The sequence below is a fragment of the Bacteroides faecichinchillae JCM 17102 genome (assembly GCF_000614145.1).
Taxonomy (GTDB): domain Bacteria; phylum Bacteroidota; class Bacteroidia; order Bacteroidales; family Bacteroidaceae; genus Bacteroides; species Bacteroides faecichinchillae.
On the sequence record NZ_BAKK01000050.1, the window covers coordinates 1 to 26,871 of the forward strand.

19 protein-coding genes and 5 pseudogenes are annotated in these 26,871 nt (G+C 39.2%); 6 read left to right on the forward strand and 18 right to left on the reverse strand.

Going from position 1 to position 26,871, the window contains the following annotated elements; translation table 11 throughout:
* Window positions 1-497: 497 nt before the first annotated feature.
* The 4 genes and pseudogenes from JCM17102_RS17920 to JCM17102_RS31950 form a co-directional block, all read right to left on the reverse strand.
* Complete coding sequence (locus JCM17102_RS17920) at window positions 498-2,249, reverse strand: discoidin domain-containing protein (RefSeq protein WP_245798642.1); 1,752 nt, start codon at window positions 2,247-2,249, stop codon at window positions 498-500.
* A 478-nt stretch (window positions 2,250-2,727) separates the two neighbouring features.
* Window positions 2,728-3,345, reverse strand: a complete 618-nt coding sequence (locus tag JCM17102_RS31940) for a glutaminase domain-containing protein (protein ID WP_025076146.1) — start codon at window positions 3,343-3,345, stop codon at window positions 2,728-2,730.
* A gap of 31 nt (window positions 3,346-3,376) precedes the next feature.
* A complete protein-coding gene (locus JCM17102_RS31945) occupies window positions 3,377-3,637 on the reverse strand; it encodes a glutaminase domain-containing protein (protein WP_306302489.1) in 261 nt (86 codons plus the stop codon).
* Window positions 3,638-3,655: 18 nt separating this feature from the next.
* Window positions 3,656-4,321: pseudogene (locus JCM17102_RS31950) on the reverse strand (DUF5127 domain-containing protein); the annotation flags it as partial.
* Between the two features lie 469 nt (window positions 4,322-4,790).
* Between JCM17102_RS31950 and JCM17102_RS29970 the strand changes: the two are divergent.
* Window positions 4,791-5,023: pseudogene (locus JCM17102_RS29970) on the forward strand (alanine dehydrogenase); the annotation flags it as partial.
* 265 nt (window positions 5,024-5,288) lie between these two features.
* Here the strand turns inward: JCM17102_RS29970 and JCM17102_RS17940 are convergent.
* The 8 genes and pseudogenes from JCM17102_RS17940 to JCM17102_RS17975 all read right to left on the reverse strand — a co-directional run bounded on the left by JCM17102_RS17940 (window position 5,289) and on the right by JCM17102_RS17975 (window position 11,090).
* Window positions 5,289-6,227: an NAD(P)H-dependent flavin oxidoreductase gene (locus tag JCM17102_RS17940; protein WP_025076149.1), complete on the reverse strand. Its 939-nt coding sequence runs from the start codon at window positions 6,225-6,227 to the stop codon at window positions 5,289-5,291.
* A 111-nt stretch (window positions 6,228-6,338) separates the two neighbouring features.
* On the reverse strand, window positions 6,339-6,926 hold the full coding sequence (locus JCM17102_RS17945) for a DUF4858 domain-containing protein (protein WP_073350409.1): 588 nt from the start codon (window positions 6,924-6,926) through the stop codon (window positions 6,339-6,341).
* Between the two features lie 20 nt (window positions 6,927-6,946).
* Window positions 6,947-7,498 carry a DUF4858 domain-containing protein gene (locus JCM17102_RS17950; RefSeq protein WP_025076151.1) on the reverse strand — a complete coding sequence of 184 codons (552 nt, stop codon included), beginning with the start codon at window positions 7,496-7,498 and terminating at the stop codon, window positions 6,947-6,949.
* A gap of 39 nt (window positions 7,499-7,537) precedes the next feature.
* Window positions 7,538-8,062: a DUF4943 family protein gene (locus JCM17102_RS17955; protein ID WP_033887062.1), complete on the reverse strand. Its 525-nt coding sequence runs from the start codon at window positions 8,060-8,062 to the stop codon at window positions 7,538-7,540.
* An 11-nt stretch (window positions 8,063-8,073) separates the two neighbouring features.
* Window positions 8,074-9,123: a porin family protein gene (locus tag JCM17102_RS17960; RefSeq protein ID WP_025076153.1), complete on the reverse strand. Its 1,050-nt coding sequence runs from the start codon at window positions 9,121-9,123 to the stop codon at window positions 8,074-8,076.
* Window positions 9,104-9,658: an RNA polymerase sigma factor gene (locus JCM17102_RS17965; protein ID WP_025076154.1), complete on the reverse strand. Its 555-nt coding sequence runs from the start codon at window positions 9,656-9,658 to the stop codon at window positions 9,104-9,106. The genes JCM17102_RS17960 and JCM17102_RS17965 overlap by 20 nt, the downstream gene beginning before the upstream one ends.
* A gap of 199 nt (window positions 9,659-9,857) precedes the next feature.
* Window positions 9,858-10,705, reverse strand: a pseudogene (gene nadC / locus JCM17102_RS28345) (carboxylating nicotinate-nucleotide diphosphorylase).
* Window positions 10,698-11,090 (reverse strand): DUF4783 domain-containing protein, encoded by a 393-nt coding sequence (locus tag JCM17102_RS17975; protein ID WP_025076155.1) that lies wholly within the window; start codon window positions 11,088-11,090, stop codon window positions 10,698-10,700. The pseudogene nadC and the gene JCM17102_RS17975 overlap by 8 nt, the downstream one beginning before the upstream one ends.
* A 126-nt stretch (window positions 11,091-11,216) precedes the next feature.
* Between JCM17102_RS17975 and rlmH the strand changes: the two genes are divergently transcribed.
* From rlmH to JCM17102_RS28350, 5 genes and pseudogenes are all read left to right on the forward strand, one after another.
* Window positions 11,217-11,690, forward strand: coding sequence for a 23S rRNA (pseudouridine(1915)-N(3))-methyltransferase RlmH (gene rlmH / locus JCM17102_RS17980; protein ID WP_051572991.1), 474 nt, complete (start codon window positions 11,217-11,219; stop codon window positions 11,688-11,690).
* A 225-nt stretch (window positions 11,691-11,915) separates the two neighbouring features.
* A complete protein-coding gene (locus JCM17102_RS17985; protein ID WP_025076157.1) occupies window positions 11,916-12,716 on the forward strand; it encodes an IclR family transcriptional regulator in 801 nt (266 codons plus the stop codon).
* Between the two features lie 14 nt (window positions 12,717-12,730).
* A complete protein-coding gene (locus JCM17102_RS17990) occupies window positions 12,731-14,509 on the forward strand; it encodes a YncE family protein (RefSeq protein WP_025076158.1) in 1,779 nt (592 codons plus the stop codon).
* 43 nt (window positions 14,510-14,552) lie between these two features.
* Window positions 14,553-15,128, forward strand: a pseudogene (locus JCM17102_RS17995) (cupin domain-containing protein); the annotation flags it as partial.
* Window positions 15,129-15,156: 28 nt separating this feature from the next.
* Window positions 15,157-19,147, forward strand: a pseudogene (locus tag JCM17102_RS28350) (SUMF1/EgtB/PvdO family nonheme iron enzyme).
* 193 nt (window positions 19,148-19,340) lie between these two features.
* Here JCM17102_RS28350 and JCM17102_RS18005 read toward each other — a convergent pair.
* The 6 genes from JCM17102_RS18005 to JCM17102_RS29215 form a co-directional block, all read right to left on the reverse strand.
* On the reverse strand, window positions 19,341-20,546 hold the full coding sequence (locus tag JCM17102_RS18005) for a thioredoxin family protein (RefSeq protein ID WP_033887064.1): 1,206 nt from the start codon (window positions 20,544-20,546) through the stop codon (window positions 19,341-19,343).
* 2 nt (window positions 20,547-20,548) lie between these two features.
* Complete coding sequence (locus JCM17102_RS18010) at window positions 20,549-22,069, reverse strand: PKD-like family lipoprotein (RefSeq protein ID WP_025076161.1); 1,521 nt, start codon at window positions 22,067-22,069, stop codon at window positions 20,549-20,551.
* Between the two features lie 11 nt (window positions 22,070-22,080).
* Window positions 22,081-22,779 carry a DUF4843 domain-containing protein gene (locus JCM17102_RS18015; RefSeq protein WP_025076162.1) on the reverse strand — a complete coding sequence of 233 codons (699 nt, stop codon included), beginning with the start codon at window positions 22,777-22,779 and terminating at the stop codon, window positions 22,081-22,083.
* Between the two features lie 6 nt (window positions 22,780-22,785).
* Window positions 22,786-24,189, reverse strand: a complete 1,404-nt coding sequence (locus JCM17102_RS18020; RefSeq protein ID WP_159106359.1) for a RagB/SusD family nutrient uptake outer membrane protein — start codon at window positions 24,187-24,189, stop codon at window positions 22,786-22,788.
* Between the two features lie 13 nt (window positions 24,190-24,202).
* The gene (locus tag JCM17102_RS29210; RefSeq protein WP_275564428.1) at window positions 24,203-25,900 is read right to left on the reverse strand and encodes a TonB-dependent receptor domain-containing protein; all 1,698 of its coding nucleotides are present in this window, start codon (window positions 25,898-25,900) and stop codon (window positions 24,203-24,205) included.
* The coding region (locus tag JCM17102_RS29215) for a TonB-dependent receptor plug domain-containing protein (protein WP_148302077.1) at window positions 25,897-26,871 on the reverse strand (975 nt) is incomplete at its 5' end. The genes JCM17102_RS29215 and JCM17102_RS29210, both read right to left, overlap by 4 nt.

Genomic DNA, 26,871 nt, shown 5'->3' on the forward strand with positions numbered 1-26,871 from the left:
AATTAATTTTAGAATTTACAATACATAGTCTTTATATTGTAATCTAGAAAGAAACTAGGTTGCATCTTTTTTGTTTTTATAGGTATATTATCTTATAATATCTTAAATGGCAACCATACTACATTTCTCCTAAAACATATACACACTTACATAATATTCATTTTTAAGTTTAACATCTACACAAAAAATTCTCAACGCATGACAAAAGTAAACTACAAGTACACCGGATACGCGCAAAGAATCAAACAAAGGATTATACTTCCGATAAATGTATTCCCACCAGCTGTTCAAAGTCTTATCCCCAATACGATAAAGGAGAAGGTATTCGCAAAAAGCTGCAAATGAAACATATTCTTCCCATAGTTGCTCCTACCAAACCTTAAAATGCCCATTCAATATGCTACGAAGATATACAAAATTTACCAATCTAACATCCTTAAAAGTTTGCAAAAAACTACCAGCACAATGTTGTATATTTTAGAATATACTTTTTAAAATTACCACCATACTTGTTCTTCATTTTCGTAAGTGAATATTCTTTCTTCTTCTCCCTTTGTTAAATTTTTCAAAAGTAACAAAGCATTAGTCGGTACATTTTCATATTCTAATTTAACAGAAGTAGCTCTTAGCCTACCTAATGACACCCAACAATGACGATTCCAATAGAAAAGTTCATACATATCTGATATTTCGATTGTATTTCCATCCCCTCGAGGTATATACATGATTTTTTCCATTTTTATGGGTTTGCCAAAATCCATACCTACCCATCCGTTGTCATTGAATGGGGCATCAAAGTATGTTAATGCATTATTATCGAATGCCGCTTCTCTTGTATATTCAGGCCTATTACCAAATGAGCCTTCTGTTCCTATAATACGCCCTTTGATTATCTGGTGAGATTCACCACCAACGAATACTACTTCTGCAATGTTACAGTGTCCTCCGTTCGGTTTATAATATCTCCAATATCTATAATTTCCCAACGAATCAGGTACCTTTATTTCTTCTCCACGAGTAATCCAGTTGTCTACTTCGTAAATGGTTACAGGATTCTCGAATTTTTCGTTATCTGAAGCTTGCAATTTTCCTCCCATGATTCGATCGGCTATTTCATGTACATGCTTGAACACCGGATATTTTCTATATAAAGTTACAGTTATCAGATGATTAGTGTCAGGAATTAAAGATCTAATTTCTCCTGTTGATGTCAGAATAAAAGGGGGAGCTACTGGTCTTATCTGTGTTTTTTGATAGCATACCGGCAGATAAACAATATCACGTCCCATACTTTTAAAAGACGCTACCCCTTTGTTAATTTCTCCGAAAGAGACAGGCTGCCATGATCGGTTATCGAACACTGCTAAATATGCATAGTTGCTTTTCTGTTTTCCAACATTCACTTGAATATCACTGGTTATCATGTATTCAGTAGTGACGTCTTTTATAAAAGGGGTACTAAAAGTTGATGGCACACTTTGTTCTGTTTGTATTAAGCGCTTTACCACATGATTGATAGCATACGTTTTCCTATATACCTTAGCCATTTTTTCATCCAATTTATGTGGTTCACCGGGGTCACTGTCAATTCCTCCAAAAGCTATGCACTTACCATTATTAGCTAAAATGGCATTCCATGAATGTCCTAGACTACGAAACGGCCATTGAGGAGTAAAATCGATCATTGCAGGAATAGTGTTACTGCGTAGAATAGCAGTTTCCAGTTGTGAGTAATCCTCACAAAGACCGAACGGAAAACGCATCTGAGTAGAAGGTCGTAATATAGGGATAATTTGTGAAGCCCAGACTGTAGGTTTCACATAAAATCTCAATTCATGATTTATTTTACATGTAGCCCAAAGAGCAGAACGTTTGAATGCATCACAACAGGTTAGTTCTTCCAGTTTATAGGGATAGAATGTTTTTAAATAATCTCTCCAATTGTCTAAAGATTGTAGTTCTGAAGATTTATAAGGCAGAATATATTCACAAAAATCATTGAATGAGATATGTGCAGCCCATTTTACAGATTTCCATTCGGCAAACGCCCTTTCTATGTTTTTAATTAAAAAATCCGATTTTATGATTTCTATATCTTGAATGGTGTCAAGTTGCATTTTAAATTTATTGGAAAGCTCTTCTATTATAACTTTTAGAGTATCCATCGGATAGTTTATAGTTAATATAGAATCTACAGAATCATAATATTTTTCAATTGCATTTCCCTGATAAGAATAGTGTCCAGGCATATTTTTTATTAAAAATTTTGCTGCTTCTAATTTCAGAGAGTCACCTTGATAGAATTCTAATACTTTCTCTAATTCCGATTGGTTGCTTTTGGCTAATATCAATGCCTCTTTCAATTGCGAATCACCTCTATTACATCCTGATAGAATAAATGAAATAAAAGAAAAATATAATATAGCTTTTATTATATGTACGAGTCTTCCGTTTAACTTATTAGTTAAATGAATTAAAAAGACATTCGAGCTATTTATTTCACTTAATGATTTCATCTTATTATTTTGTTATTGCAAAGATAGGGCAATTTTGATAGCCAGACAAGAGGACGTTACAGAATAAGTCCCCATACACATCTGATCATAAACAAATTAGCAAACAAACAATTTATTATTAGAACCCTATTGTAACATTCCAAGCCCATTTTTGACATACATTTGAACTAATACTTCTATTTCCGAGCAAATATTTCCATCAGATATTTATTTAATTCTGTTCTAATAACCTAATAAAATACCCTCCTACCACCGAACGACCGCGAAAGTCTACCACCTTTGATTGATCTGTATTTATCAAATCCGCCATTGGCACACGATCTTTTGTCTCGTTCATAAACTTATGAAGTGGTAGAATAAACTTTCTGAACGTCGTACTATCTGTACTCAATGAGACTGTCCATACCATCCAATCAGTTTTCGTATAACTATGTCTGCTATCCAACGGACAACCAAGCTCATTCATCTTAGTCAGGTAGAAATCCATTTCTTTCTGGATTATTCTCTTCGGGAAAAGGTTCAAGTCAAGCAATCTATCCCATATCAAATTATATTTCATTCCCCAACTATCCGGTTGGTCGAAAGCTAAACGATAATGGTCTCCGGCATAAGCAGACTCCTCCCATTCTTTAATCATCTCACAGGCAGCATCCATATAATACTCTGCCCAATGCGTTAGCGTCTCCCAATGCTTTTCCGCATACGAAGCGTTCTTCTCCATTTTAGCAATGGCAGCAGTCATTATCAAAGCATTTCCTGCCTCTTCTATAGGCATATCACCGCCTACCGTTTGCCCGTTCACAATCGGATAACCACCGAGATCATGCACAGGGTAAGGTTTCCCCCATTTCCCACTTTCACTATAATAAAAAGAAAGGATTCAACATCGCTTCCACCAACTTTGGATTATAACGAAGATAAAGCGGAGAAGCCGGATAATATTCATCAATCGGTCCTACCTGCGGAGTAAAATAAAGCAATTCTCCATCTGATGATTCCGACATCTGAAAAGCAGAAAACGACTGTCGATAAGCCAAAGCACAAAGCTCTGCATATTCTTTTCCTCCGACAAGATAAGCATCTGCCATTAATTGGCGATCAAATTCATAACATTTAGCCATCACCTCTTTATACTCTTTTTCCGCTTCCTTATATAGATTTTCTATTGTCTTTTCTCCATTCTTATTCCAATAAGGACGCAAATCTTCACCCAAATAAGCCATCGTATACAAACCATCAAATGCAGCAGTCAGATGTTGAGGAAAATCGCTATTCAGATCCAACTTCTGCGCAAATGCAGCATAACGCTTTTCATTTGACCTTCTCATTTGTTTCAGATCACCTTCTCTCATAAAGTAGGCACGCATTTCAGCAGCGTCTCCCTGCGCGTAAATAACATCATCCTTCGTTCCCAAATAGAAATATCCCCATGCACAATCTTCCCTCTCTTTATTTACCCATAATTTCTGATTCTCTTTTCCAGTCTTCATCAATGCCAATCCATCTTTCTCATACATCTGCGTAGATTATCCGACATCAAATGCTTTGTGTGGGTCTATTTCAAAATAGATAGCAACATCGTGTTCTTTATCATCCAATGCCTTAGCCTGATAAGAAATGTAATTAACGGGACGGGCGAAAGTTTCTAAATCATCGAGTAAATAAGAAGCAGTAAAACTAAGTTTCAGTTCCACGTCTCCACATTCAAATGTATAGTGTGTCTGCGTAGCCTGTACATCTATCGATTTTTGCCTGGCTTCCTTCGATTCGGCATATAAACCGAAATCTACCAATGCACCTCCCATCCGGTTCTCACAATGGGCAACGATCACTTCCTGCCCGTCTTTTATGGTATCTGCAATCGAATCCGGAATATTCACTTTCAAGTCACTCTTCCATTCATATCCGGTATTAACCAACTGTATTCCATTTACATACAATTGGAATTCTCCGAATGTAAATCATATACGAAGATTAATAGTTGCAAGGTTTCAAAGTTCAGTACACCCAAAAAGAAAGACAACTATGCAGGTGTATACGTAATTTTATCAATTGACTCAACCTGATGGAACATCACAAATGCACTATCTCACTCTGCGTCAAGACAATGATCAGAGAATATGGATACTTGACGGAGGTATTTAGCTCCTAAAAATCGAATACAAAATAAACAGACGGACTCAATCCCTGTTCTAAAAACATCCCCTTCTGAATAACAACGTAAGGGGATTATTCGTATATTCGAACATCTATAAATTTTCAATACATAACATTATGATCATAGGAGTTCCCAAAGAAATCAAAAACAACGAGAATCGGGTAGGTATAACACCTTCTGAAGGGACAGTTATTATTCACCTATTTTCATTTTGCATCAGATAAAGAACTGACATTGGCTATGGATTAACAACAAGTCTGTTTGTCTTGCCTATGAAACCGTAGAGAAAGAAAAACACTTATTGCCATTAGTTATTCCTATGAGTGAAGTTGCCGAACGTATGTCTATACTAAAACATCTTAGCATAAGGAGAAATCTTGTTTTCCTTTAAATGAAAAGATGTTTTTTATTAAAAGCAAACTATAACCGCAAGCTTCGGTTATATAACCGGAGTCTTTGATTGTATAATCAAAAGTTGCAGTTATATAACCGAAGCTTGCAGTTATAATTCTATCACAATAAAAATAAGTTTTATTTCAGAGAAAAACAAGTAATCTTCCTTCCAAACAGACAATATTTATAGGACTAATATTAATCCTCAAGAACCTATAATCTTATAAATTATAACCTTTTCCCACTGCTCTTTGAAAAGCCTCCACCAGTTCCCGCATTACCTCTTCAACATTCTGCTGACGTGAGATTAATGCAGAAACTTGTCCCATTTCCAATTCACCTTCCTCCAAGTCTCCTTCAAAGATACCTTTTTTAGCACGACCTTTTCCCAACAAAACACGCAGTTCCTCGGCTGAAGCACCTTCATCCTCTGCTTTCTCTACCGTATCGCGAAAATGATTCTTTACCAAACGCGTAGGAGCCAATTTCTTTAATAGTAATTTAGTATCCCCTTCTCCAAGGCTCAAGCAATATTCTTTGAAAACCTGACTTGCCGAACTCTCATCCACTAATGCGAAACGAGTTCCTATTTGCACTCCTTCAGCTCCCAACACCATAGCAGCAAGCATACCTTCACCTGTACCAATACCTCCAGCAGCAATTAAAGGCAATGTCGTTGCATTACGTACAGCAGGAATCAAACAAAATGTTGTTGTTTCTTCTCTCCCGTTATGCCCACCGGCTTCGAATCCTTCTGCAACCACAGCATCGACTCCCGCTTCCTCACATTTCACAGCAAAACGAGAAGATGAAACAACATGAACAACTGTAACCCCTCGTTCTTTCAACCATCCGGTCCATGTCTTAGGATTTCCGGCGGAAGTAAAAACAATCTTTACTTCTTCTTCCACAACAATGTTCATGATATCCTCTATCTGAGGATACATCAAAGGAATATTCACACCGAAAGGGTAAATTGTTGCTCCACGACACTTCTGAATATGTTCACGAAGAGTTTCCGGATGCATTGATCCTGCACCGATTAGTCCCAAACCTCCAGCATTACTTACAGCGGAGGCAAGCCGCCAACCGCTACACCAAACCATTCCTGCCTGAATAATAGGATATTGAATTCCAAAGAGAGAAGTAATTCTGTTCATAATTATATATCTTTTTTATGTGCTAATTGCGATGTCCCAACGGGAAAAGTAGTGAATTAATACAGCAATTAATAGATTAATAGATTACTATATTCTATAATAATAACATTTTCAGCGAGTAATCTGTTCAATAGGAACATTAATCATCACATTAGTCGAATCTCCATATCTGCGCAAAACTTCCAGGGTCCTGTCACGAGTCTCCAATCTCTTCTTACTCCAAAAATCTCGCGTAAACATAGCCATTAAATCAAGTCCTCCAATGGCTCCCCCACTGATATATACACCACCTTCACCAAGAGAGATATTAGAACTCTTGGTATATAACAGTTGACGAAGTTCATAAAAAGGATCTCCACGCCAAGTATTCTTAGTAACTCTTATTTTTTTCTGATAAACCGGATCCCAATCATAAGGAGTAGTAGCAGTATAAGGTGTCAATGTAAGAACAACTTTCGGTTTAGGTAAAACCTGGGGAAGAGACTCATCGAAATGCATCCAGCTTTTCTCCTCAGACACCCGAGGAGTTCCTGCCGCATTGCCGAAATCTATCGACTTTACCACATCAGGATTTAAAATCAGCTCCTGCTCACCATCAAACAACTTTTTCACATGCAAAGAATCTTTCGAAGTCCATTCTTGTGCATACATTATTAAAGTCGTTAAAGACAGTGCCATAGCTGTAACAAAACGTTTCATCAGTCTCTCCATTCTTCTTCTCACTTTTGTTTACTATAATCCTTCAGTACGTCTATAGTACGAGTACGCATCCGCTTCTTTCGGAACTGCCAGAAATCTTTAGTGAAAACTTGCAGCAAATCTAAACCGAAAAACAACCCTCCATCCACCCTGACTCCATTACCTAACGATATACCATCGGGCGGAGGTAAATGGATGCCCATCGATACTACCAATGTATCCAAAGGTAAGGGAACATAAGTTGATTTATAGGTCTCCAACATCATAAAAGGAAGCGTCCTATTGGACAACCGTCGGCTGTCATACGATGAATCTGATTCCACCACCGTAGAAGGAGCAATAACTCTTGGAAGTGATTTATCAAAACGCATCCACGATTTCTCATTGGACATACGAGGATTCTCCGCACTGTTATCAAACTTAATTCTCTTGACAACCTCTTTGTTCAGATACAATTCTTCACCATTCTCCAACGATTTCTTTAATCGCAAAGAATCTTCTGCAGTCCATTGAGCATAACACTTCCCTGTCAGCAGTATCAAAACTATCGATATAAACAAACGTGCTGACATTTTTGCTCATTTTTCTATCCGGAAAACTTTATTTTGTTATTACCACCACCGATAACCCGTTCCACAAAGTGGCTCATCATAGCATGGATCAATTGTCCAAGCTGTTCTCGGATATTTCCGTCCTTCCCACCAACGCCTGTAACAAGCAGCGGCATCGAGCACTTCTTCATCCGTCAAGAAATAAATAGCCTCATAATTCTCAGCATTCGCCAATACCATTTTACATCCTAATGACGGTGGTGTTCCTTGTCTAATATATTCTATCACCCAAAGCATACACTCACCCAAACGGATCTTTCCATTATTCATATTATAGACTGACGGAAAAGAAGGAATAATGGTTAAATCTTCCGCATACTTCAACAGTTCAGGAATATCTTCTTCGGTGAAGTGAGGTACTTCTATCACTCCTTTTTCATTTTCCATTTTATACGTACCAGCCTTCAGTTGCTTGACAAAAAGGGTAACATCAGGATTATTGTAATCCATTTCTTCGCTGCTGCATCCCACCAAGGATACCATCAGGCATACAGCCATCCACAGCACAATAAGTGTTTTTTTCATTCTCATAAGAGTTAATACGTCATGCGAAGCCCGCAAAGCAAATTAAAATTAGTTGGTCTTTTCGTACGTACCGTAGCCAGTTTCGAGTCAGTCTTGAAATGATGTGAAACACCTGGTTCGGCAAAAAGTGCAAATTGATCATTGATCTTATAGTTAATTCCTATACCAGCAGTCACAGCCAGTTGGATAGGTTCTTCTTTAAAGCTATTATTAGGCGCTCCGGCTATGCATTTATCTGCAATTCCACCCACAGATGCATAAACATCAACCTTCTTCGTATCAGCCAATTTTATATTAAGTTTTATCGGAATACCCAGATAATTTAAAGTTTGTTCATTAGAACGAAGGTTCGAATAGAGTAATCCAGTTTCTATTCCTACAAATCTATTCAATTTTCGTTCCATTGTTACTCCTGCCGATACAGGCATTTTATATGCTCCGTCTTCTGCCGGTAGGGCAGTTCCTATCTGAGCTTTCATTGCCCAATTATGTTTTTTCTCTACTTTCACATGGACCGGATGATTGACAACTGCATTTTTTTGTTCTGCCACTGCTACCAACTCCGACTGTTCATTAGTTGCTTGCCAATAATCCTTGCGTCTTCGCATCCGATTATCACTTCCCACCGAAGTTGTCGAAGAAAGAGTTATTGACATTGATACAGTAATAGAAACAGAATCTTCTCCATCGGCATATTGAGAGAGCATTCCATACGTTTTCGGTGCAGGCTTTGCCAATACCGGTTGCACAGGCTGAGGCAACTGATTGATACGTATTCCATCTCCATCCAAAGCTCCTCCTTGTGTCACAGCCAATTGGGTAAACGCTTCTTCAATCTCATCTTTTGGGGAAAGATACCAGAACGTAGCCGATGATGCAGCCAACACCAACAATACGGATGCTGCAGCTGCCACACGGAAAAGCAACAACCGACGACGATGTTGGCAAGCCACAGGAATATCCTGCGAAAGCTCTTCCCAAAATCCCTCTCGAACAGTCATCCCGGTATCGGCAAGACGTGTACGGAACAGGTCGGTTATTTCATCTTTTTCTTTCTTCATACTTCCTATATTCTTTAATTCTTTTTGCTAACAAATATTTGGCCCGATGTAACTGAGAAGTAGACGAATGCTCTTTTATGTGAAGCATCTTAGCTATTTCTTTATGAGATTTCTCTTCAAACACATAAAGGTTGAATACGGTTCGGCAACCATCCGGCAATTCGGCAACAAAAGCCATCAATTGTTCTTCGGAGATCCCCTCTCCTCCTCCCGAGACCGAAATATCCGGAATATCGGGAAGCTGATCTTCATATATTACCAACTGACTGACTCTTTTCTCACGTCTAAGATAATCGAGTGATTGTGTCACCATCACTCGGGTAATCCACGTACTGAGTGAAGATTCTCCCCGAAAAGAGAAGTTGGTAAAAATCTTGATAAAACCATCATGCAGTACATCATGCGCCGCATCCATATCGCCCGTATAACGATAACATATCGCTAACATCTGTTTGGAATAGAGGGTGTAAAGTTCCTTACGGGCTGAATCCTTTCCTGCCCGACACCCCTTTATCAGTTCTATCTCGTTTTCCAAAGTCAATGTCTTTTAATCGAACGTATGTCTGCGTCGTTTATCCTTTAGACGCAGGTATTAGAAAAATGTTGCAATGATAAGTGTTAAAGAATAAAAAAGAAGCCTTTCTCCGCCCCTCTCCCAAGGAGAAAGAGATAGAGAAAGGCTTCAACTATCCTTTTATATTTTAGCTACATGCTAATAATCACTCTAATAACGTTTAGCATGCTTTAAAACTCATATCAAGTCCTTTCACAGAATGAGTTAAAGCACCTACGGATATAAAGTCTACACCACATTCGGCATAATCACGAAGTGTATTGAAAGTAATACCACCGGAAGATTCGGTTTCATATTTACCTGCTACCATTTCTACTGCTTTTTTCGTCATTTCAGGAGTGAAGTTATCAAACATGATACGGTCCACGCCACCCAAATCGAGTACTTGTTGCAGTTCATCAAAGTTACGAACTTCAATTTCTATTTTCAAATCTTTACCCTTTGCCTTACAATAATCTTTTGCACGAGTAATCGCTTTATCAATACCACCTGCAAAATCCACATGGTTATCCTTCAGCAAAATCATATCAAATAAACCGATACGGTGATTCACCCCACCACCAATCTTCACTGCCATCTTTTCAAGAATACGCATTCCCGGAGTTGTTTTACGAGTATCCAGCACTCTTGTATGAGTACCTCCAACTGCTTGGCATATTTACGAGTCATTGTGGCAATTCCGCTCATACGTTGCATAACATTCAACATCAGGCGTTCCGTTTGAAGCAGTGACTGCACTTTACCTTCCACTACCATTGCTACATCACCCGGCTTTACTTCAGTTCCGTCATTGATAAATACTTCAACCTTCATTGTAGGGTCAAAGCGGTTGAAAATTTCTTTGGCAACTTCAATTCCGGCCAATACACCCGCTTCTTTAATCAAAAGTTTAGATTTCCCCATAGCAGTATCGGGAATACACGAAAGCGTGGTATGATCACCATCGCCAATATCTTCTGCAAAAGCAAGATCGATCAGTTTGTCGATCAGTTCTTTTTCCTTATTCATTGATTTTTTCAATCCTTATTTGATGAATTAAATATTGATCTTTCATTTTCTTCAGGAAGCAGTTCACACGAAATTTCCCCTTAGACGTAGCTAATGTACCAACTATAAAACTCGATTCATCCCGTTTTCCCTGATGATTTACAGTAAAGCCATTGACTTTATTTTCAGTAAAGAAATCCTGCATCATAGCTGCAGCTTTCTGCTTGGCAAGGTTTGTCGAACGACCTTGGAACACCAGGTTTACCTTGTCTCCCATATACTTACTGAGCTCTTTCGAACTACCTCTCTTAAATGCCGTTATCACGCCTTCCGGTACCTCCTGTGCCATAAGCAATGAGATTGAAAGAAGCAAAGCGGTCATTCCTAAAAGCACTCGTTTCTTCATAAATCCAAGCTTTTTGGTTGAAGTTTAAGCATTAAACTTTCACCTAATGATAGGCAAAGGTAAGCATAAATTGCAGAATAACATAAAAAATGCCTATTTTTGTGCTGTAATCCTAATAACAGACGCATGAAAACAACTCTGCTCGTCGTGGGACGAACCGTAGAAAAACATTTTATTACTGCTATAGATGACTATATTCAACGAACGAAATATTTCCTTTCGTTCGACATGGAAGTGATTCCTGAACTAAAAAATACAAAGAATCTTTCCATGGATCAACAAAAAGAGAAAGAAGGTGAACTGATTCTTAAAGCTTTGCAACCGGGAGACGTCATTGTACTACTTGACGAACATGGCAAAGAGATGCGTTCCATTGAGTTTGCCGATTACATGAAACGAAAGATGAATACAGTAAACAAACGACTGGTATTTATCATCGGAGGACCTTATGGTTTCTCTGAAAAGGTATATCAAGCAGCGCATGAAAAGATTTCAATGTCGAAGATGACCTTTTCGCATCAGATGATCCGACTAATCTTTGTAGAGCAGGTTTATCGGGCAATGACCATCCTAAATGGGGGACCTTATCATCACGAATAAAAAGCATTCTCTTTCATAAACCCAAACTTAAAATCATATATGATAAATGATCAAATAAGATAAATGGAATAACTGAAAGATAAATGAAGTACAACTAATAACCGGCATTCTGATATAGCTTCATTTTATGCTCTACGACATATTTAATATCTTTTTGCATCTCTCTCTCTTGTTTTTATCTACTCGCCTTTATATTTGATTCAAATCTGAAACAATATTTCAAATATGAAAAATACAATTCCAAATATGAAAAAACCAAAAGAGAATTATAAGGTTCCAAACTTAGAAAAAGGGATTGCCATACTTGAATATCTGTCCCTTTGTCCTCGGGGAGAAACCCTTCAAGAGATTAAATCCGTTCTTGATATTTCTCAAACCACAGCTTATCGTATTTTGAGTACATTGGTCCGGTTAGATTATCTGATTTATCATGATGACACAAAGCGCTATAAGTTATCCAGGAAATTACTGACACTGGGTTTTCGGTCGTTGAATGAGCACAAATTACTAGAAACTGTTCTACCACGTTTACGTGATTTAAGAGATGAAGTACAAGAAACATCTTGCTTTGGAGTATTGGGAGAAAAGAATGGAATCTTCATTGAACAGGCACAAGGAAACCACACTTTTCGTTTCGTCCTCTCACCGGGAAAACCTTTTGAATTGCATTGCTCCGCTCCGGGAAAAGCAATCATGGCTTATCTTCCCAATAATGTTCGAGACCGATATTTATCATATATGGAATTTACACGTTATAATGACCGGACCATCACCTCACCTGAGGAGTATTTAAAAGAATTAGAAATAGTACGCAAACATGGATATGCCATAGACAATGAAGAAGAGCTCACCGGAGTAATCTGCATCGGTTCTCCCATATTTAATTATATAGGCTATCCTTGTGGGGCAATCTGGATTTCCGGCCCTAAAGACCGTTTATCAAAAGAAGTGATTCGTTCTTCAGCGGCTTGTATCAAGAAAATTGCATTGGAGATATCGGAAGAGTTAGGATACAGTAAACGTTAACACAAGATATTATTATGAAAAATAAGTATAAAGGTACATTAAGATACATATGGCTGATTTGCCTTATTTTTTCCAATATCGCTTTTCTTTCGGCCGGAACTTCCCCCCTATTTCCAACAAGCATTGCCGTAAATGAAAAAGGTGAATTGTTGATTGCAGAAAAAGGAACTAAAAAGGTAGATATCTTTTCTCCTGATGGAAAAACGCTCATACATTCTTTTCAGTTGAATGATACGCCAACAGGAATCTTATCGGACGGTAACAAAATATACGTAACAACTTTTGAAACCATAGGACGTTTACAGATACTATCTTCAGAATCAGGTAAAGTTGAGAAGTCAATTATAACTGGTTCGGGAGCTTGTTATCCTTTGTTGAGTTCGGATAAAAAGTACATTTATGTATGTAATCAATTTCAAAATACAGTATCTAAAGTCGATATAGAGAAAAAAGAAGTAATAGCGACAGTAAATGTATTACGGGAACCTAAGTCAGCTGTATTAAGTAAAGATGGTAAATATCTGTATGTCACAAACTTCCTACCTGCACAACGAGCTGACGTCAATTATGTAGCAGCATGTATTACTGTGATAAAAGCAGACCGATTTACTAAAGTAAAAGATATCCAGTTAGCGAACGGTAGCAACGCTTTGCGTGGAATTTGCATTACTCCGGATGGAAAATATATCTATGTCTCCCATAATCTCGGACGTTTTACAGTACCAACTTCCCAGCTACAACAAGGATGGATGAATACAAGTGCCTTTAGTGTTATCGACGTTGATAAGCAAGAATTTCTGGGAGCTGTAGTTGTGGACGAACCGGAACGCGGAGCAGCAGGTATCTGGAGTATCGCATGCAATGACCAATCAATCTTTATCTCCCACTCAGGAACGCATGAGGTGAGCGTCATCAACCATAAAACAATGCTGGACAAGTTTTTAAATTATCCCGACAAGTCTGCATTAGATTACGATTTGACATTCCTTTATGGCATACGGAAACGCATACCTTTACAGGGAAACGGACCACGTAGCATGATTCTGACAGATACCAAATTGATCATTCCCACCTACTTTGCTGATATTTTAAATATCGTGGATATCAATACTCATCAGTTAATGACCGTAGAAATGAATCCCGGACGTGAAGAGAGTTTAGAAAATAAAGGTGAACGTTATTTCAATGATGCGTCACATTGTTTCCAAAATTGGCAGAGTTGCAATGGTTGTCACCCGGGAAATGCACGCACCGACGGAATGAACTGGGACTTGATGAACGATGGAATAGGTAATCCAAAGAACTGCAAAAGTCTATTATTCAGTCACGTAACTCCCCCCAACATGATTTCCGGCATTCGCGAACATGCAGAACGTGCTGTAAGAGCCGGCTTTAACTTTATCCAGTTTTATGATATTTCAGAGGAAGATGCAGTCTGTGTGGATGCTTATTTAAAGTCACTTCGTCCTGTTTCCAGTCCTTACCTGATTAATGGAAAGCTATCTGAGAAAGCCAAAACAGGAAAGGAAGTATTTGATCGGTTACAATGTGGGGAATGCCATAGCGGCAGTTATTATACAGACATGAAAATGCATCGAATCGGTGACGACATTGAGTTCGAAAAAGGTTGGGATACTCCTACCCTACGTGAAGTATGGCGTACGGCTCCTTATCTTTTTGACGGGCGTGCAGCAACAATGAAAGAAGTCTTCGAAGTACATAAGCATGGCATTTCCAAGAAGATATCCGAAAAAGACATAGAAGCATTGACCGAATATGTGAACTCACTATAAACGATATTAATCAGTAAAACAACCACTAAATTTTTAAACACTAAAGAATATGAAGTATCTAAAAAAGTACACAAACGCCGACTACTATAAAAACGGCGAATTTCAGCAGGATGTTGCCATAGAAGCCATGAAAGACATGTTTGCTTATTATGGAGTACCATTTACAGAACTAATGGCTAAAGACATATGGGTAACAGACTTTAGCTTGGGAGATTTTGAACACGTAGGGATGGGTGGTATTTTCTGGGTAAACGATCCTGAATATAAATACTTCGCCCATGCCATTTATCTATTGCCCGACCAGATGATTCCTGAACATGCACACGTAGCAACTAATTTTCCAGCCAAACATGAATCATGGATGGTAGAAAAAGGATGGGTTTATAACTTCTCAGAAATAGGAGATGAAACACCCAAAGTTCCAACCATTGCAGCTAGTCATGGTCCTATCAAAAGCAAAAACTATGTGATCCAAAAAGTGGGTGACGTACTTCGCTTAAAAGCATTAGGAACCTATCATTTTATGATGGCGGGCCCCGAAGGTGCGGTTGTCAGCGAATGGGCATGTTACCATGATAATGATGGCTTGCGTTTCACCAACCCGATAGCTGCTTTATAACAAGACATAATACTTTATCATTTGCCACATGAATAGATTTTATTTATTATCACTTCTTTTGCTTATCTCTTTCGTAGGTTACGCCAATCCCTCACAGAAGAAGGCTGAAACATGGATCGAAGCTTCCGTAAGGACGAAAACAGAGATACAAACAATGCTTAAAAAGCGTGGGATGCCTATCACTTCTACTTGGATGAAGCACCGGAGTAAAGCCGAACCTTTTACGGTAGATTTAAAAGGAGTGGATAAACTGGTGCTTGTTACCTCCGGCGGACCGGACGGGTCAAGTTACGACCATGCTGTCTGGGCAAATGCACGTCTGATAAAGCCCAATGGTACGTCTGTCTGGCTGGATAGTATTTCATATGAATACAGCGTTACTGGTTGGGGAAATCCTAAGCTAAATAAAAATATATACGATAACGACATTATTATTGCCGGCAAGAAATATGAACATGGCGTCCTATGTCATGCAGATGGAATATTGATCTATCCGCTTCAGGGACAATATGTCCGATTCGAAGCAGAAGTCGGGATTGATGATGCATCCGTAAATGGAAGCGCCTATTTTTCAGCAATGAATATTGCACCCAATCTTGTTATTAAAGAATTGGTGAACCAATATCCTCATGAAATGGCAATGTTATCCATGGCTGTAGAAAACATGGAGAAATGGATCATCAGTCCAGATGCATCGATTGAACGAAAAGCGGTAGAGAATGTAATTGAAAAATTAAAGAATAAAGTCTATTACACCGATGTAGCTAAGCAAATAGCTAATGAGAAAGATATCAATGTACAGATACACAAATACTTGGAACTATTGGATAAAGCTCAAGAAATATACCTGATTCAAGAGGAACTGGCATGGCTCAATGTGGGCGCGGTTCAAGCTGCTTTCGACGACATGAAAAAGCAAACAGGATATGACATCAATAAGTACGAACCCTTGTTGAAAGAATTATTCCGACTTGAAAAGAAAGGCTTTCAAGGTATTTATAGTGGAGAGGAGCAAGCGATAGCCGATGCTCGTAAAGCATTGAAATACAGACATAAAATCTTGTTGGGAAATACGTTATTAGATACCAATAAAATAGTTGCCGCCCGTTTTAAATTGGGAATGACGGCTCGTCAGGCAATGGCTCCTGATTTAGGAACACAAGCCAACAACTGGAGTAATCAAGAATCAGCCCGCCGGGGAGGTTTCGATGCAGAGATTGTTGAGCTTTCCGATTTACGCGGAGACATCAAGACACGTTGTATTTATAAACCATCCAACGGCTCTTCCATTTCCGACCTAAAGCTTCATTGGGAAGGAGACAGAGTAATGTTTTCTCAATTACAAAGCGATAAACGATGGAATATATTTGAAGCGAAACTAGACGGAACCGGTTGTAAACCTCTCTTGGAAAATGAAGAACCGGATCTGGAATTCTATGACGGAACTTATTTGCCTGATGGCCGTATTGTAGCTGTCTCCAATATCGGATATCAAGGAGTACCATGCGTGAATGGTTCCGACGCAGTAGGAAACATGGTACTTTATAACCCGAAAGATAAAAGTATGCGCCGCCTGACATTCGACCAAGACGCTAATTGGAATCCGACTATCATGAACAACGGACGCATCATGTACACACGCTGGGAATACACAGACCTTACACATTATTATTCCCGTATTGTGATGCACATGAATCCGGATGGAACAGAAAACAAAGCACTCTACGGTAGCGGTTCCATGTTCCCGAACAGTACCTTTGACATGCAACCTTTGCCGGGATATGGTTCTGCATTTATCGGAATCATATCCGGTCATCATGCATAGCCCGCTCCGGACGTCTGATATTATTCGACCCCACCAAAGGGCGCAAAGGAGTATCCGGCATGATCCAGGAAATACCTCACCGGAATCGTCCGATCCAAGAACTTATAAAAGACGAACTGGTAAATGATGTCTGGCCACAATTCATTAAACCGACTCCTTTAAGCGATAAATATTTTCTGGTTGCAGCCAAACTAACTCCTAATTCATTATGGGGAATCTACCTGGTAGATATCTATGATAATGTAACTTGCCTGATGCAGGCAGAAGGAGAAGGTTATATCAGTCCGATTCTGGTACGTAAAACAATTACTCCACCTGCCATCCTGACCGGGTAAAACTGGAAGATAAAGAAGCTACCTTCTTTATTCAAGATATTTATGAAGGAGAAGGATTAAGAGGCATTCCCCGGGGAACGGTAAAATCTCTCCGCCTGCATGCTTATGAATATGCGTATGTCAATACAGAATCAGATCATAACTGGCAAGGCATACAATCCGGATGGGATATCAAACGCTTGTTAGGTACAGTTCCGGTAGAAGAAGACGGTTCAGTTATTTTCAAAGTTCCGGCCAATACTCCTATTTCCATTCAGCCATTGGATAAAGAAGGAGTAGCTATTCAGTGGATGCGTAGCTGGGTAACCGGACAACCGGGTGAGATTGTATCTTGCGTAGGTTGCCATGAAAATCAAAATCAGATTCCTATTCCCAAACGAGTCATCGCTTCACAGAAAGCCCCGTCTTCCCTTACTTTACCGGAAGGTGGACAACGATCCTTTACTTTCGATCTGGAAGTACAACCCATCTTGGACAGAGCATGTATTGCCTGCCACACCGGAGAAGGGAAAGCGTTTGATTTACGTGGCGGGAAAAAAGACCAAAAGGGATACGGTACTTCTTATTTAAATCTACATCCATACGTGCACCGTCAAGGAGGTGAAGGAGATATGGTAGTTTTGCAACCTTATGAGTATCATCCCAATACAAGCGAATTAGTTCGACTCTTGAAGAAGGGGCATTACAACGTAAAACTGACAGACAAAGAATGGAAGACACTCTATAACTGGATTGACTATAACGCGCCGGACAAGGGATATTTCAACGCAAACGTATTGAAGTATTTTCCATACAAAGGATTTGACCAAGTGGAACGTCGTATAGAACTGAATAATAAATATGCAGGCGGTTCCGGCGTAGACTGGAAGAAAGAAATCACCGAATATGCCGAATATTTAAAGAAACAAGGTACGATAACTCCTGTAATGCCTGAAAAGGAAGTGAATCGGAAAGAAAAAGAGATCAAAATCCAAGGATGGCCATTTGATAGAGACAAGGTGAAAGCCATGCTGACTGATGAGAAAGAAACACGTAAAGTCGTTGAGATAGCTCCGGGAGTGGAAATTACTTTCGTCCGTATTCCTGCAGGTGAATTTGTTATGGGAAATAACAACGGTGAACCGGACGCCCGTCCTACCAGTAAAGTAAAAATAAAGAAAGCATTTTGGATGGCAGAACTGGAAACAACGAACGAACAATACCGGGTTATTTTCCCGGAACATGACAGCCGTTTTGTGGACCAACAGTGGAAAGACCATGTCGTTCAAGGTTATCCGGCCAATAAACCGGAACAACCTGTAATCCGTATCAGCTATAATGATGCAATGGAATACTGCCAAAAATTGAGTGAGAAAACCGGTCTGAAAATCACTCTTCCTACCGAAGCACAATGGGAATGGGCCTGTCGTGCCGGTAGCGACCAGGATTTCTGGTATGGTGACTTGCATACAGATTTTGGCAAAAAGGACAATATGGCTGATAAGACAACATTGTTGTTAGCCGTTTCGGGTATAGACCCGCAACCTATGTCTAAATCTGATTTCTGGTACCAGTATTACACTTTCCTACCAAAAGAAGAAAGTGTCGATGACGGGAATCTGGTTCAAGTTGGCGGAAAGGTTTACGAAGCAAATCCATTCGGTCTGTATTGTATGCATGGAAATGTTGCAGAGTGGACACGCTCCGACTATTTACCTTATCCTTATAAAGAAACAACGAAATCATCTTCCGAATATAAGACCGTACGTGGAGGTTCGTATATCGAACGTCCGAAGTTCTCCACCTCCTACTCACGTAAAGGTTATTACCCATATCAGAGAGTGTTTAACGTTGGTTTCCGCATGATTATTGAAGAATAATTAAATTCCAAATTCAATGATGGAAAGATAAAACATCTAAAACCTATTCAGTCAAACAACTGATCCCACCCAAAAAGTAAGCCAACCATTCTTTACGAATGAGTTGGCTTACACAGATTGGGTAAAACAGTACATGGGGGAAGGGGGGGCTGGATGAAACTGCCTTACTCAAATCTACAATCAATCTTTCAAACTATCTTCTTCGAGGCAAATTCAACAAACCATAGACAGCATTACTCAAAGTCGGCTCTCCATGGAAAGGCAATATAGCCAATGTCTCATAAGCCTTTTTATAATCACCACTTCTCGCATAGGCAGCGGCCAGATAAGAAACTGTACTCTTTGAAGGGGTAAGTTCAAATGCCTTTTCCGCCAAGGTTATGACAGCTTGCTTTTCTTCATTGGAAGGAGTATAGGTTTCAACAAAAAACTTGCCAATAATAAAAGTATATATCATTTCCCGATACAGATAAGGACGTGTCTTTTCATTTGCTGCTCCAATAGCGGTCGCCTGAGCGAGAGCCTCTTTATAGTTACCGTCAAATATCTGAGACTCCATTTGAATCAAGCTCATATACAATTCTTTATTAGGAAAGTTTTTACTCTCAATTAAATCCATGTACGAACGGTACTTCGCCTCTTCTGTCCGTACCGACATCGGTATCCGTATCAGATTCATATACATATACCTGTCAAAATCAAGAGATTTATCAAGTTCAGATGAATAAACATCATTATACTCTAACAAAGTAGACCATACTTTATCATTCTCAATGGTACGAGTGAAACGGCACAAAAGTTTACCGATTCTCGGACTTTTCAGTTTTTCAGGAGACAATCCGGTTAAATACTGGTTGAAGAACGGACGCACCGAATCTGGAAACACCTGCGGTAATACCTCAAACAAATATTTTTCGACAAAGTCAACTTCCCTATTACCCGACTTCCACTTTTGATTATACTCGTCTATTTGTTTGCCCAATGAACCGTTCTTGGCATCCTGACAGGATTTCAAGAATAATTCTGAAGGCATAACTCCTGTTTTAGTACTCAGCAACTGACCGTTCTTATCCAACCAATAAAAAGATGGATAAGCTCCCGGACGGAACTTAGTGAAAAAGCCATGATTTTTTTCTTTTTCCGCATCCAACTGAATAGAAATATAATTTTTATCCATATAAGCCACTACTTCAGGATCTTTAAAGACTGTAGCTGCCATCTTCTTACACGGAGCACACCAAGAGGTATATACATCTACAAAAATCGGTTTATCCTCTTTTTGAGCACGTGCTTTCAGGTCTTCCCAAGAGCAATTCTTCACAAACGAAATTTGCTGGGCATTTGCTACCAAGACAAATGCCGACAAACATAACAACAGTCCTATTAATCTATTCTTCATAATCAATATTTACTTTCAAAATCCATTATACGATCAGCAAAATTAGGATGGAATACTGTACGCTTCAAACTAAGCCCACCATCCGTATTAACAGTCAAGCCACAGAAACCGGCTTTCTTTTCCGACAAGCTATTGTTACGGAAAGCTACCCATAAACGATTTCCACCACGTTCTGCTTCAATATGATCAATTACATATTGGGCACCTTCTTCCGCATCATCTTGCAAGTCATAAATTACCCCACCAGTGGAGCTTGCCGAATTATATACATAAACTTTACTGCCAGCTACATAAAATAAATAACCGGAGAAAAGAGCGGAAGTAGTGAATGAGTTAGCTGTAGCGATGTTCTCACAAGTAAGCACCTCATTACCTAAATCTTTAAAATAAGAGGAAGGTGTAGCATCTGTATAAAAGCCAATTCCCATCTTCAATAAATGCCTCTCTCCTTCCGGAGTCTCAAACACTCCCAGATATTCTTTATCTCCGGACGCACTACGCGAAGTAATACCTGCATACAAACATCTCATTCCTACCTGATCCGGATTAAAGAAACCACCATTGACATATGTAAAACCACTTGTTTTAGTTACTTTCGTCAGAAAAGCAGTTGCTATATTAATTATAGAATAGAAACAAGTATTTTGATTATCATAAAGTACCATACGGCCAACCATATCTTCATCATCTATAAAATTAGCATTGTCTGCAATCTCATAAGTACCACCTTGAACCACTAAATTAGGTTTTACCGTTACATCCGGAGTTAAACTGTTAGTAGCCCTGTCGTAAACCAGCCCATTATCCACCAAATATTCACGCATTGAACTCTTATAATAAGCCTGTGGCACTACTTCATCCGGAACAACACCAAAAAACATATCCTTATAATCCCGACGTTTGGTTAAGGTGATATTATCAAGTATTTTACCTCCCTTTCCATCTTGACACATTACAAGCACCTCACTCGTCACATCTGTCCGATATTTGTTGAAATAAACCCGTTTCGGATGAGTACCCAGTACATCACCATCATTTAGTTTACCATAAACATCTGTTACAATCTCATCTTTACCGGGAATCCAGAAGTCAAGTATAGCTTTTTCATCCGTTTCTGCAAGAATCATCAATCCATTAGTAAATTCATTCACCACATTTACAATAAACTCTTTCTCATAATAGATTTTCGTCACTGTGCTTACAGCTTTGAACTTCATCGTATGTTCCCCCGGAGTCAAGCGAATCACCACATCCAAATTCTTTTCTTTTGAAAGTGTATCCGCTTCATAACGAGTAGATTTATCATAAGTAATCCAGAAGAATCTCAGATCAGCTTCCGTATTCAATGTGGTTTTTAGTGTAGGATGAATACTAAATAAATTGTCTACATACACATCGGTATATTCATCTTTGATCCCCTCTATGACAACATCATTAAGTGTATCAAAGTTCTCATTCGTTGTGTCGTCCACACACGCCCAACAGGCGAACAGCATTATATATACTATTAATTTCTTCATCATATTCTAAATTATTAAAGTGGTGACCAATCGGCTGTAATCCATGACTGCGTATCTTCGTCCCAGATAGGAGTCTGAACCAAATAATTATAAACTATACGCCCGTAAGACATATAACTAGTTACTACTGAATAATCCATCTCTTTCGGAAAATCAAATCCCTGCAATTGAATACATAAACGATGTTTTGCTTTTGAGTAGGTTCCGTAGTACAATGACAATGGCATATCCCAATAAGAAGGTTTAACCAACTGATCCGTTATCACCAGTTTCGCTTTTAATGAACCGGTATATCCTAAATCAAAATCCTCACTTGACTTCAGGTTCAGAATCAGTTTCACATCTCCATTCTTCAAATCTTCATTCATTACAGTTATATTGATAGCAGTTTCTATATTACCAGCTTTCAAAACGACTGATTTTGATAGATTTTTATAATGAACTCCTTCTTTAGCAGTCGATGCGGGATCTACTTCCACAAAGATTGAGCGATCTTTATCGATAGAGGTTCCGATAATCCGTACCGGAATAGAGACTACATCTTCATCTGTCAAACCGGATGCAAAAGAATAGAAAATACTATCTTTTTCTGTCACAGTGCTAAAGTAGACAGCAGGTTTTTCCTCGTACAGCATTCTCTCATTTTCCTGACATCCCAAAAGGCTAAAACCGATCAGCATAGCCCATATGTTTATTAATAAAAATTTCTTCATAACACGCTAATCTATAAAATACGTATTTTCCGTAGGAAGCGGAAGTATATATACACTCTCATAATCGGACAATGCTGTCTTCAATATAGGTTTTTTCTGTATTGCCATACGTTTGTAAGCATAAAACAACTGTCCTTCACCAAGAAACTCTTTGGCATATTCCGAAAGTAACATTTCTTGTAAGTTTTCTGCGGTCAGTTCTGTTTCTGGAAGTCCGCGATGGTATTGAAGCTGATAAAAGTAATCGTTTGCATCTCCCAATGTCGGAGCAGTTTCCGTTGCAATAAGAAACATCTCTGAAACTTTCAATAGAGGGATACGTTCCGAGTAACTATATTTCGCAATCAGGTTATAAGAACCGGAGTTTTCTACCCACCATTGCTGACGATAGTCCATACTCAAACTTGTAGGGAAAATCTTATTCAGGGTTGATTTGTTTATAGACAGGAAATCGGAATTAGAATTACTAACATAGAAATATTTATCTACCATTTCATCTTTTAATCCACGATATTCCAGTGAAAAAACATTTTCCTGAATAAAACCATTCTTATCCTGGCTCGACAGGTCCGCACCGGAAACAAGTGGAAACAGAGTAGAGTTGATTACTTCCACTGCGTAATTATAGGCTTTAGTTTTATCGCCTTCCGCATTTCGATACAATAAGGTACGTGCCAATAAAGCAGTTACTGCATAATAATTCATCCGGTACTCTCTTCCTTTCCATACTCCTGTAAGACTCTCCAAATCAAATGTAGCATGTCGGGGTCCATAAGGATCAATCGGAGCCAACAAAGTACGCGCAGCTTCCAAGTCGCCTACAATACGATTCAAGACGCCTTCTGTAGTCAGACGTTCAAAAAGTTCATTTGTATAACGGTCTACATAAGCAATCGCTTTCCGGTTTCTGCCATTCTCCATGGCAGGTGAAGCAGCAAACAAACGCAACAGGTCTAAATGAATGTAAGCTCTCAATCCCAATGCTTCTCCCTTGAAAAGTTCGTATTCTCCAGTTGCAAAGATTCCCTTTTGATCGTCAATACGATCTAAGAGGCTATTCAGGTTGGCAATAATATTATATTCGTTCTTCCAAATATTATCTTTGCGTGTTTCCTCTTTTGTTTCAGAATAATTGTATGTGTACGCATTCTCAAAATTATTGAGGGCAGTGCCGGCTGTGGAATAATATTGCCCGAGCACATCCATATAGGTCATGGTCAGCTGTCCACCATAAAGATCTTTGGTAGCCATTGTTCCATAGCAACCGATCAACGCATCTCTGAATCCTTGCGAAGTCTCAAACAGATCGTCAGCTTTCAGTTCTGATTTAGGGGAAATATCAAACCAACTTTCACACGAAGACAATGTCAAAAGTGGTATTATATAACCTAATATTAGTATCTTCTTCATATTCTTCTTCATTTTAAAAAGTTAATTGAGCAGTAAAGGAGTAATGATGCGCATAAGGATAAGCCGTACCGATCTCACGACGTATAGTAGACATCCTCATAAAGTCATTTGCAGTCATAGCCACTTTCAGATATTGTGCTCCAAAGTGACGGATCCAATCTGTCCGGAACGTATAAGCAAGACTTACAGAATTGGCAGACAGATAATTATCTTTCTCCACAAAGCGGGAAGTCGGTTTCGTTGCCGTACGATCGCTGATACGTTTAAATATGGCAGCTACTCCCGGAGTCTGCCAACGGTTATAGAGCGCACGTTCATCTACATTATTATATGGATTCACATTTTCCACCTTATCGACCAAAGTTTGGTTATAAGCATATCCTCCGAAGCGGTAATAAAAGTTCGTATTCAGTTCAAACCCTTTGTAGTAAATATTGAAACCAAACGTTCCACTCAACTTCGGGTCGGCCGAAGCATAAGGAACATAATCTTTTTCGCTCCATGTTCCGGTGTAACTACCGTCTTTACAGATAAATACTTCATTTCCTGTTGCAGGATCAATACCTGCCGATGGTACTACCCAAATGGTATTGACAGAAGCACCTTCAATGTATCTTACATAAGGCTTGGTTGAACCGGCCGCATCTGCTTTATCATTGAAAGAACTCAATCCCGAAGAGATCTTCTTCAACGTGTTATTGTAATGCTGTCCGTTTACAAACAAATTCACGCGCCAGTCTTTATTCTGGAAAGCAGTCAGTTTCACATTAAAGTCGAAACCTTTGTTCTGAGTTTCTCCCAGATTCTCTTTGTAAGAGTCAAAACCAAGGTAAGAAGCCATATTGACATCTACCAACAAATCTTTCGAGTTCTCGATAAAGTAATTGAAGTATCCACTCAGACGATTTTTGAAGAAACCGAAGTCGATACCAAAGTTTGTCTTATTGGTACGTTGCCACTTCAAGTTCGAGTTCCCAAACGCTTTGATTACCGTACCGATATAATCCTGATAAGCCAACTCGCTCTTATATTGATACATCATCAATGCCTGATAAGGATAAAAGCTCTGACTACCTGTATATCCGGTACTCATACGTAAACGGAACTGATCGACAAAAGAAACTTCTTTCATAAACGCTTCTTTATGAAGATTCCATCCGATACCGGTACTCCAGAAAGTACCCCACCGTTGGTTGCTGCCAAATAAAGAAGAACCGTCCATACGTATGGAAGCATCTACAAAATAACGGTCGTCAAAACTATAGTTTGCATTTCCGAAGAATCCCATCAGACGAGTCATGGTAGCATCTCCTTTTACAGTACTGCCTTCGAGAAAGCCCGCTCCCATAGCAGGATGATCGAGTTGCTGATTGGGAAATCCGTTGATTGTATAGGTACTGTAATCATCCGAAGTCTGCTGGATATTCCAACCTCCGTTCAAACTCAGTGCATGTTTCTTGAATTGTCCGAAATAAGAAAGCACCAAACTGCCGTCATAAGAGCTGGACACTGTATTTCCTTTGGTATAGCTTCCTTTGTTCTCTTCCACTGTAGCAAAATCAGTATGGTCTGCCGGTTTAAAGATATCCGTCGATTTATTAACACGTTCCAGAGAAAAGTTACCTTTCAACTTCAGGTTATTCAGAATATCCCATTCCACACTAAAGTTATCAACGAAATCATCATAAGCAGTCCGGTCTTTAGTGTTCAGGTAGAGTTATACATCGGATTGACTACAGTTGTAGAGCCTGAGCTGGGACTGTAGATGGTAAACAGAATTTTCTTCAATTGTCCGTTTTCGTCATACGGATAATAATAAGGATTCATGTTGGCATAATCACTGAACGATCCGTAAGGAGAATTATTGGAAGTCACCTTATCATAGGTAATCTCATTGCGGAAACGCAGGTTACGATAGTTATACTGCAACTTGATTCCTGTACCGATACGAGTACGGTCGGAGCCTTTCATCACACCGGACGTTCCGTTATAAGTAAGATTTACTCCATAACGGAAGCTTTCATTACCACCTTCCAGCTGTACACTATGACGATGGCTGATACCTAAAGAACGTAACGGCTGTGCCAACCAGTCCGTATCATAACCTTTCTGTACCAGTTTCAGCCGTTCGTTATAATTTCTACGATATTCCTCATCTACGTAAACAGCCCCTGTACCTACATACAGTTGTGCCAAATCTTCATATTTCAATTTATCGGAAGCTCTCAGCAAATGATAATCGGAAAGATCGGCAGCTTCAAAATCCAGACTTCCGTAATAGTTCAAACGTAGTTTTCCGGGTGCCGGTGCTTTGGTATCAATAATAACGACCCCGTTAGAAGCACGTGAACCATAAATAGCTGTAGCCGAAGCGTCTTTCAATATTGAAATATTAGATACCCGGTTCGGGTCGAGGTCATATACTTTTTCTACACTGACTTCGAAACCATCAAGAATAAAGGTAGGGAGATTGGAGTTGCCCTTATATTCTTCACTCAGGCTGGTAGTGGTAGGAAGTGCATTTACGCCACGTACCTGAATATTGGGGACTGTATTCGGGTCGGAACCCATAGCAAGATTATCCACAATCTTAAATGAAGGGTCGATGGCAGCAATGGTAGAAAGCAAGTTCTGGTCAGAGATGGCAGCCAGTTCGGCTCCACTATAGTTAGTAGCAGCTCC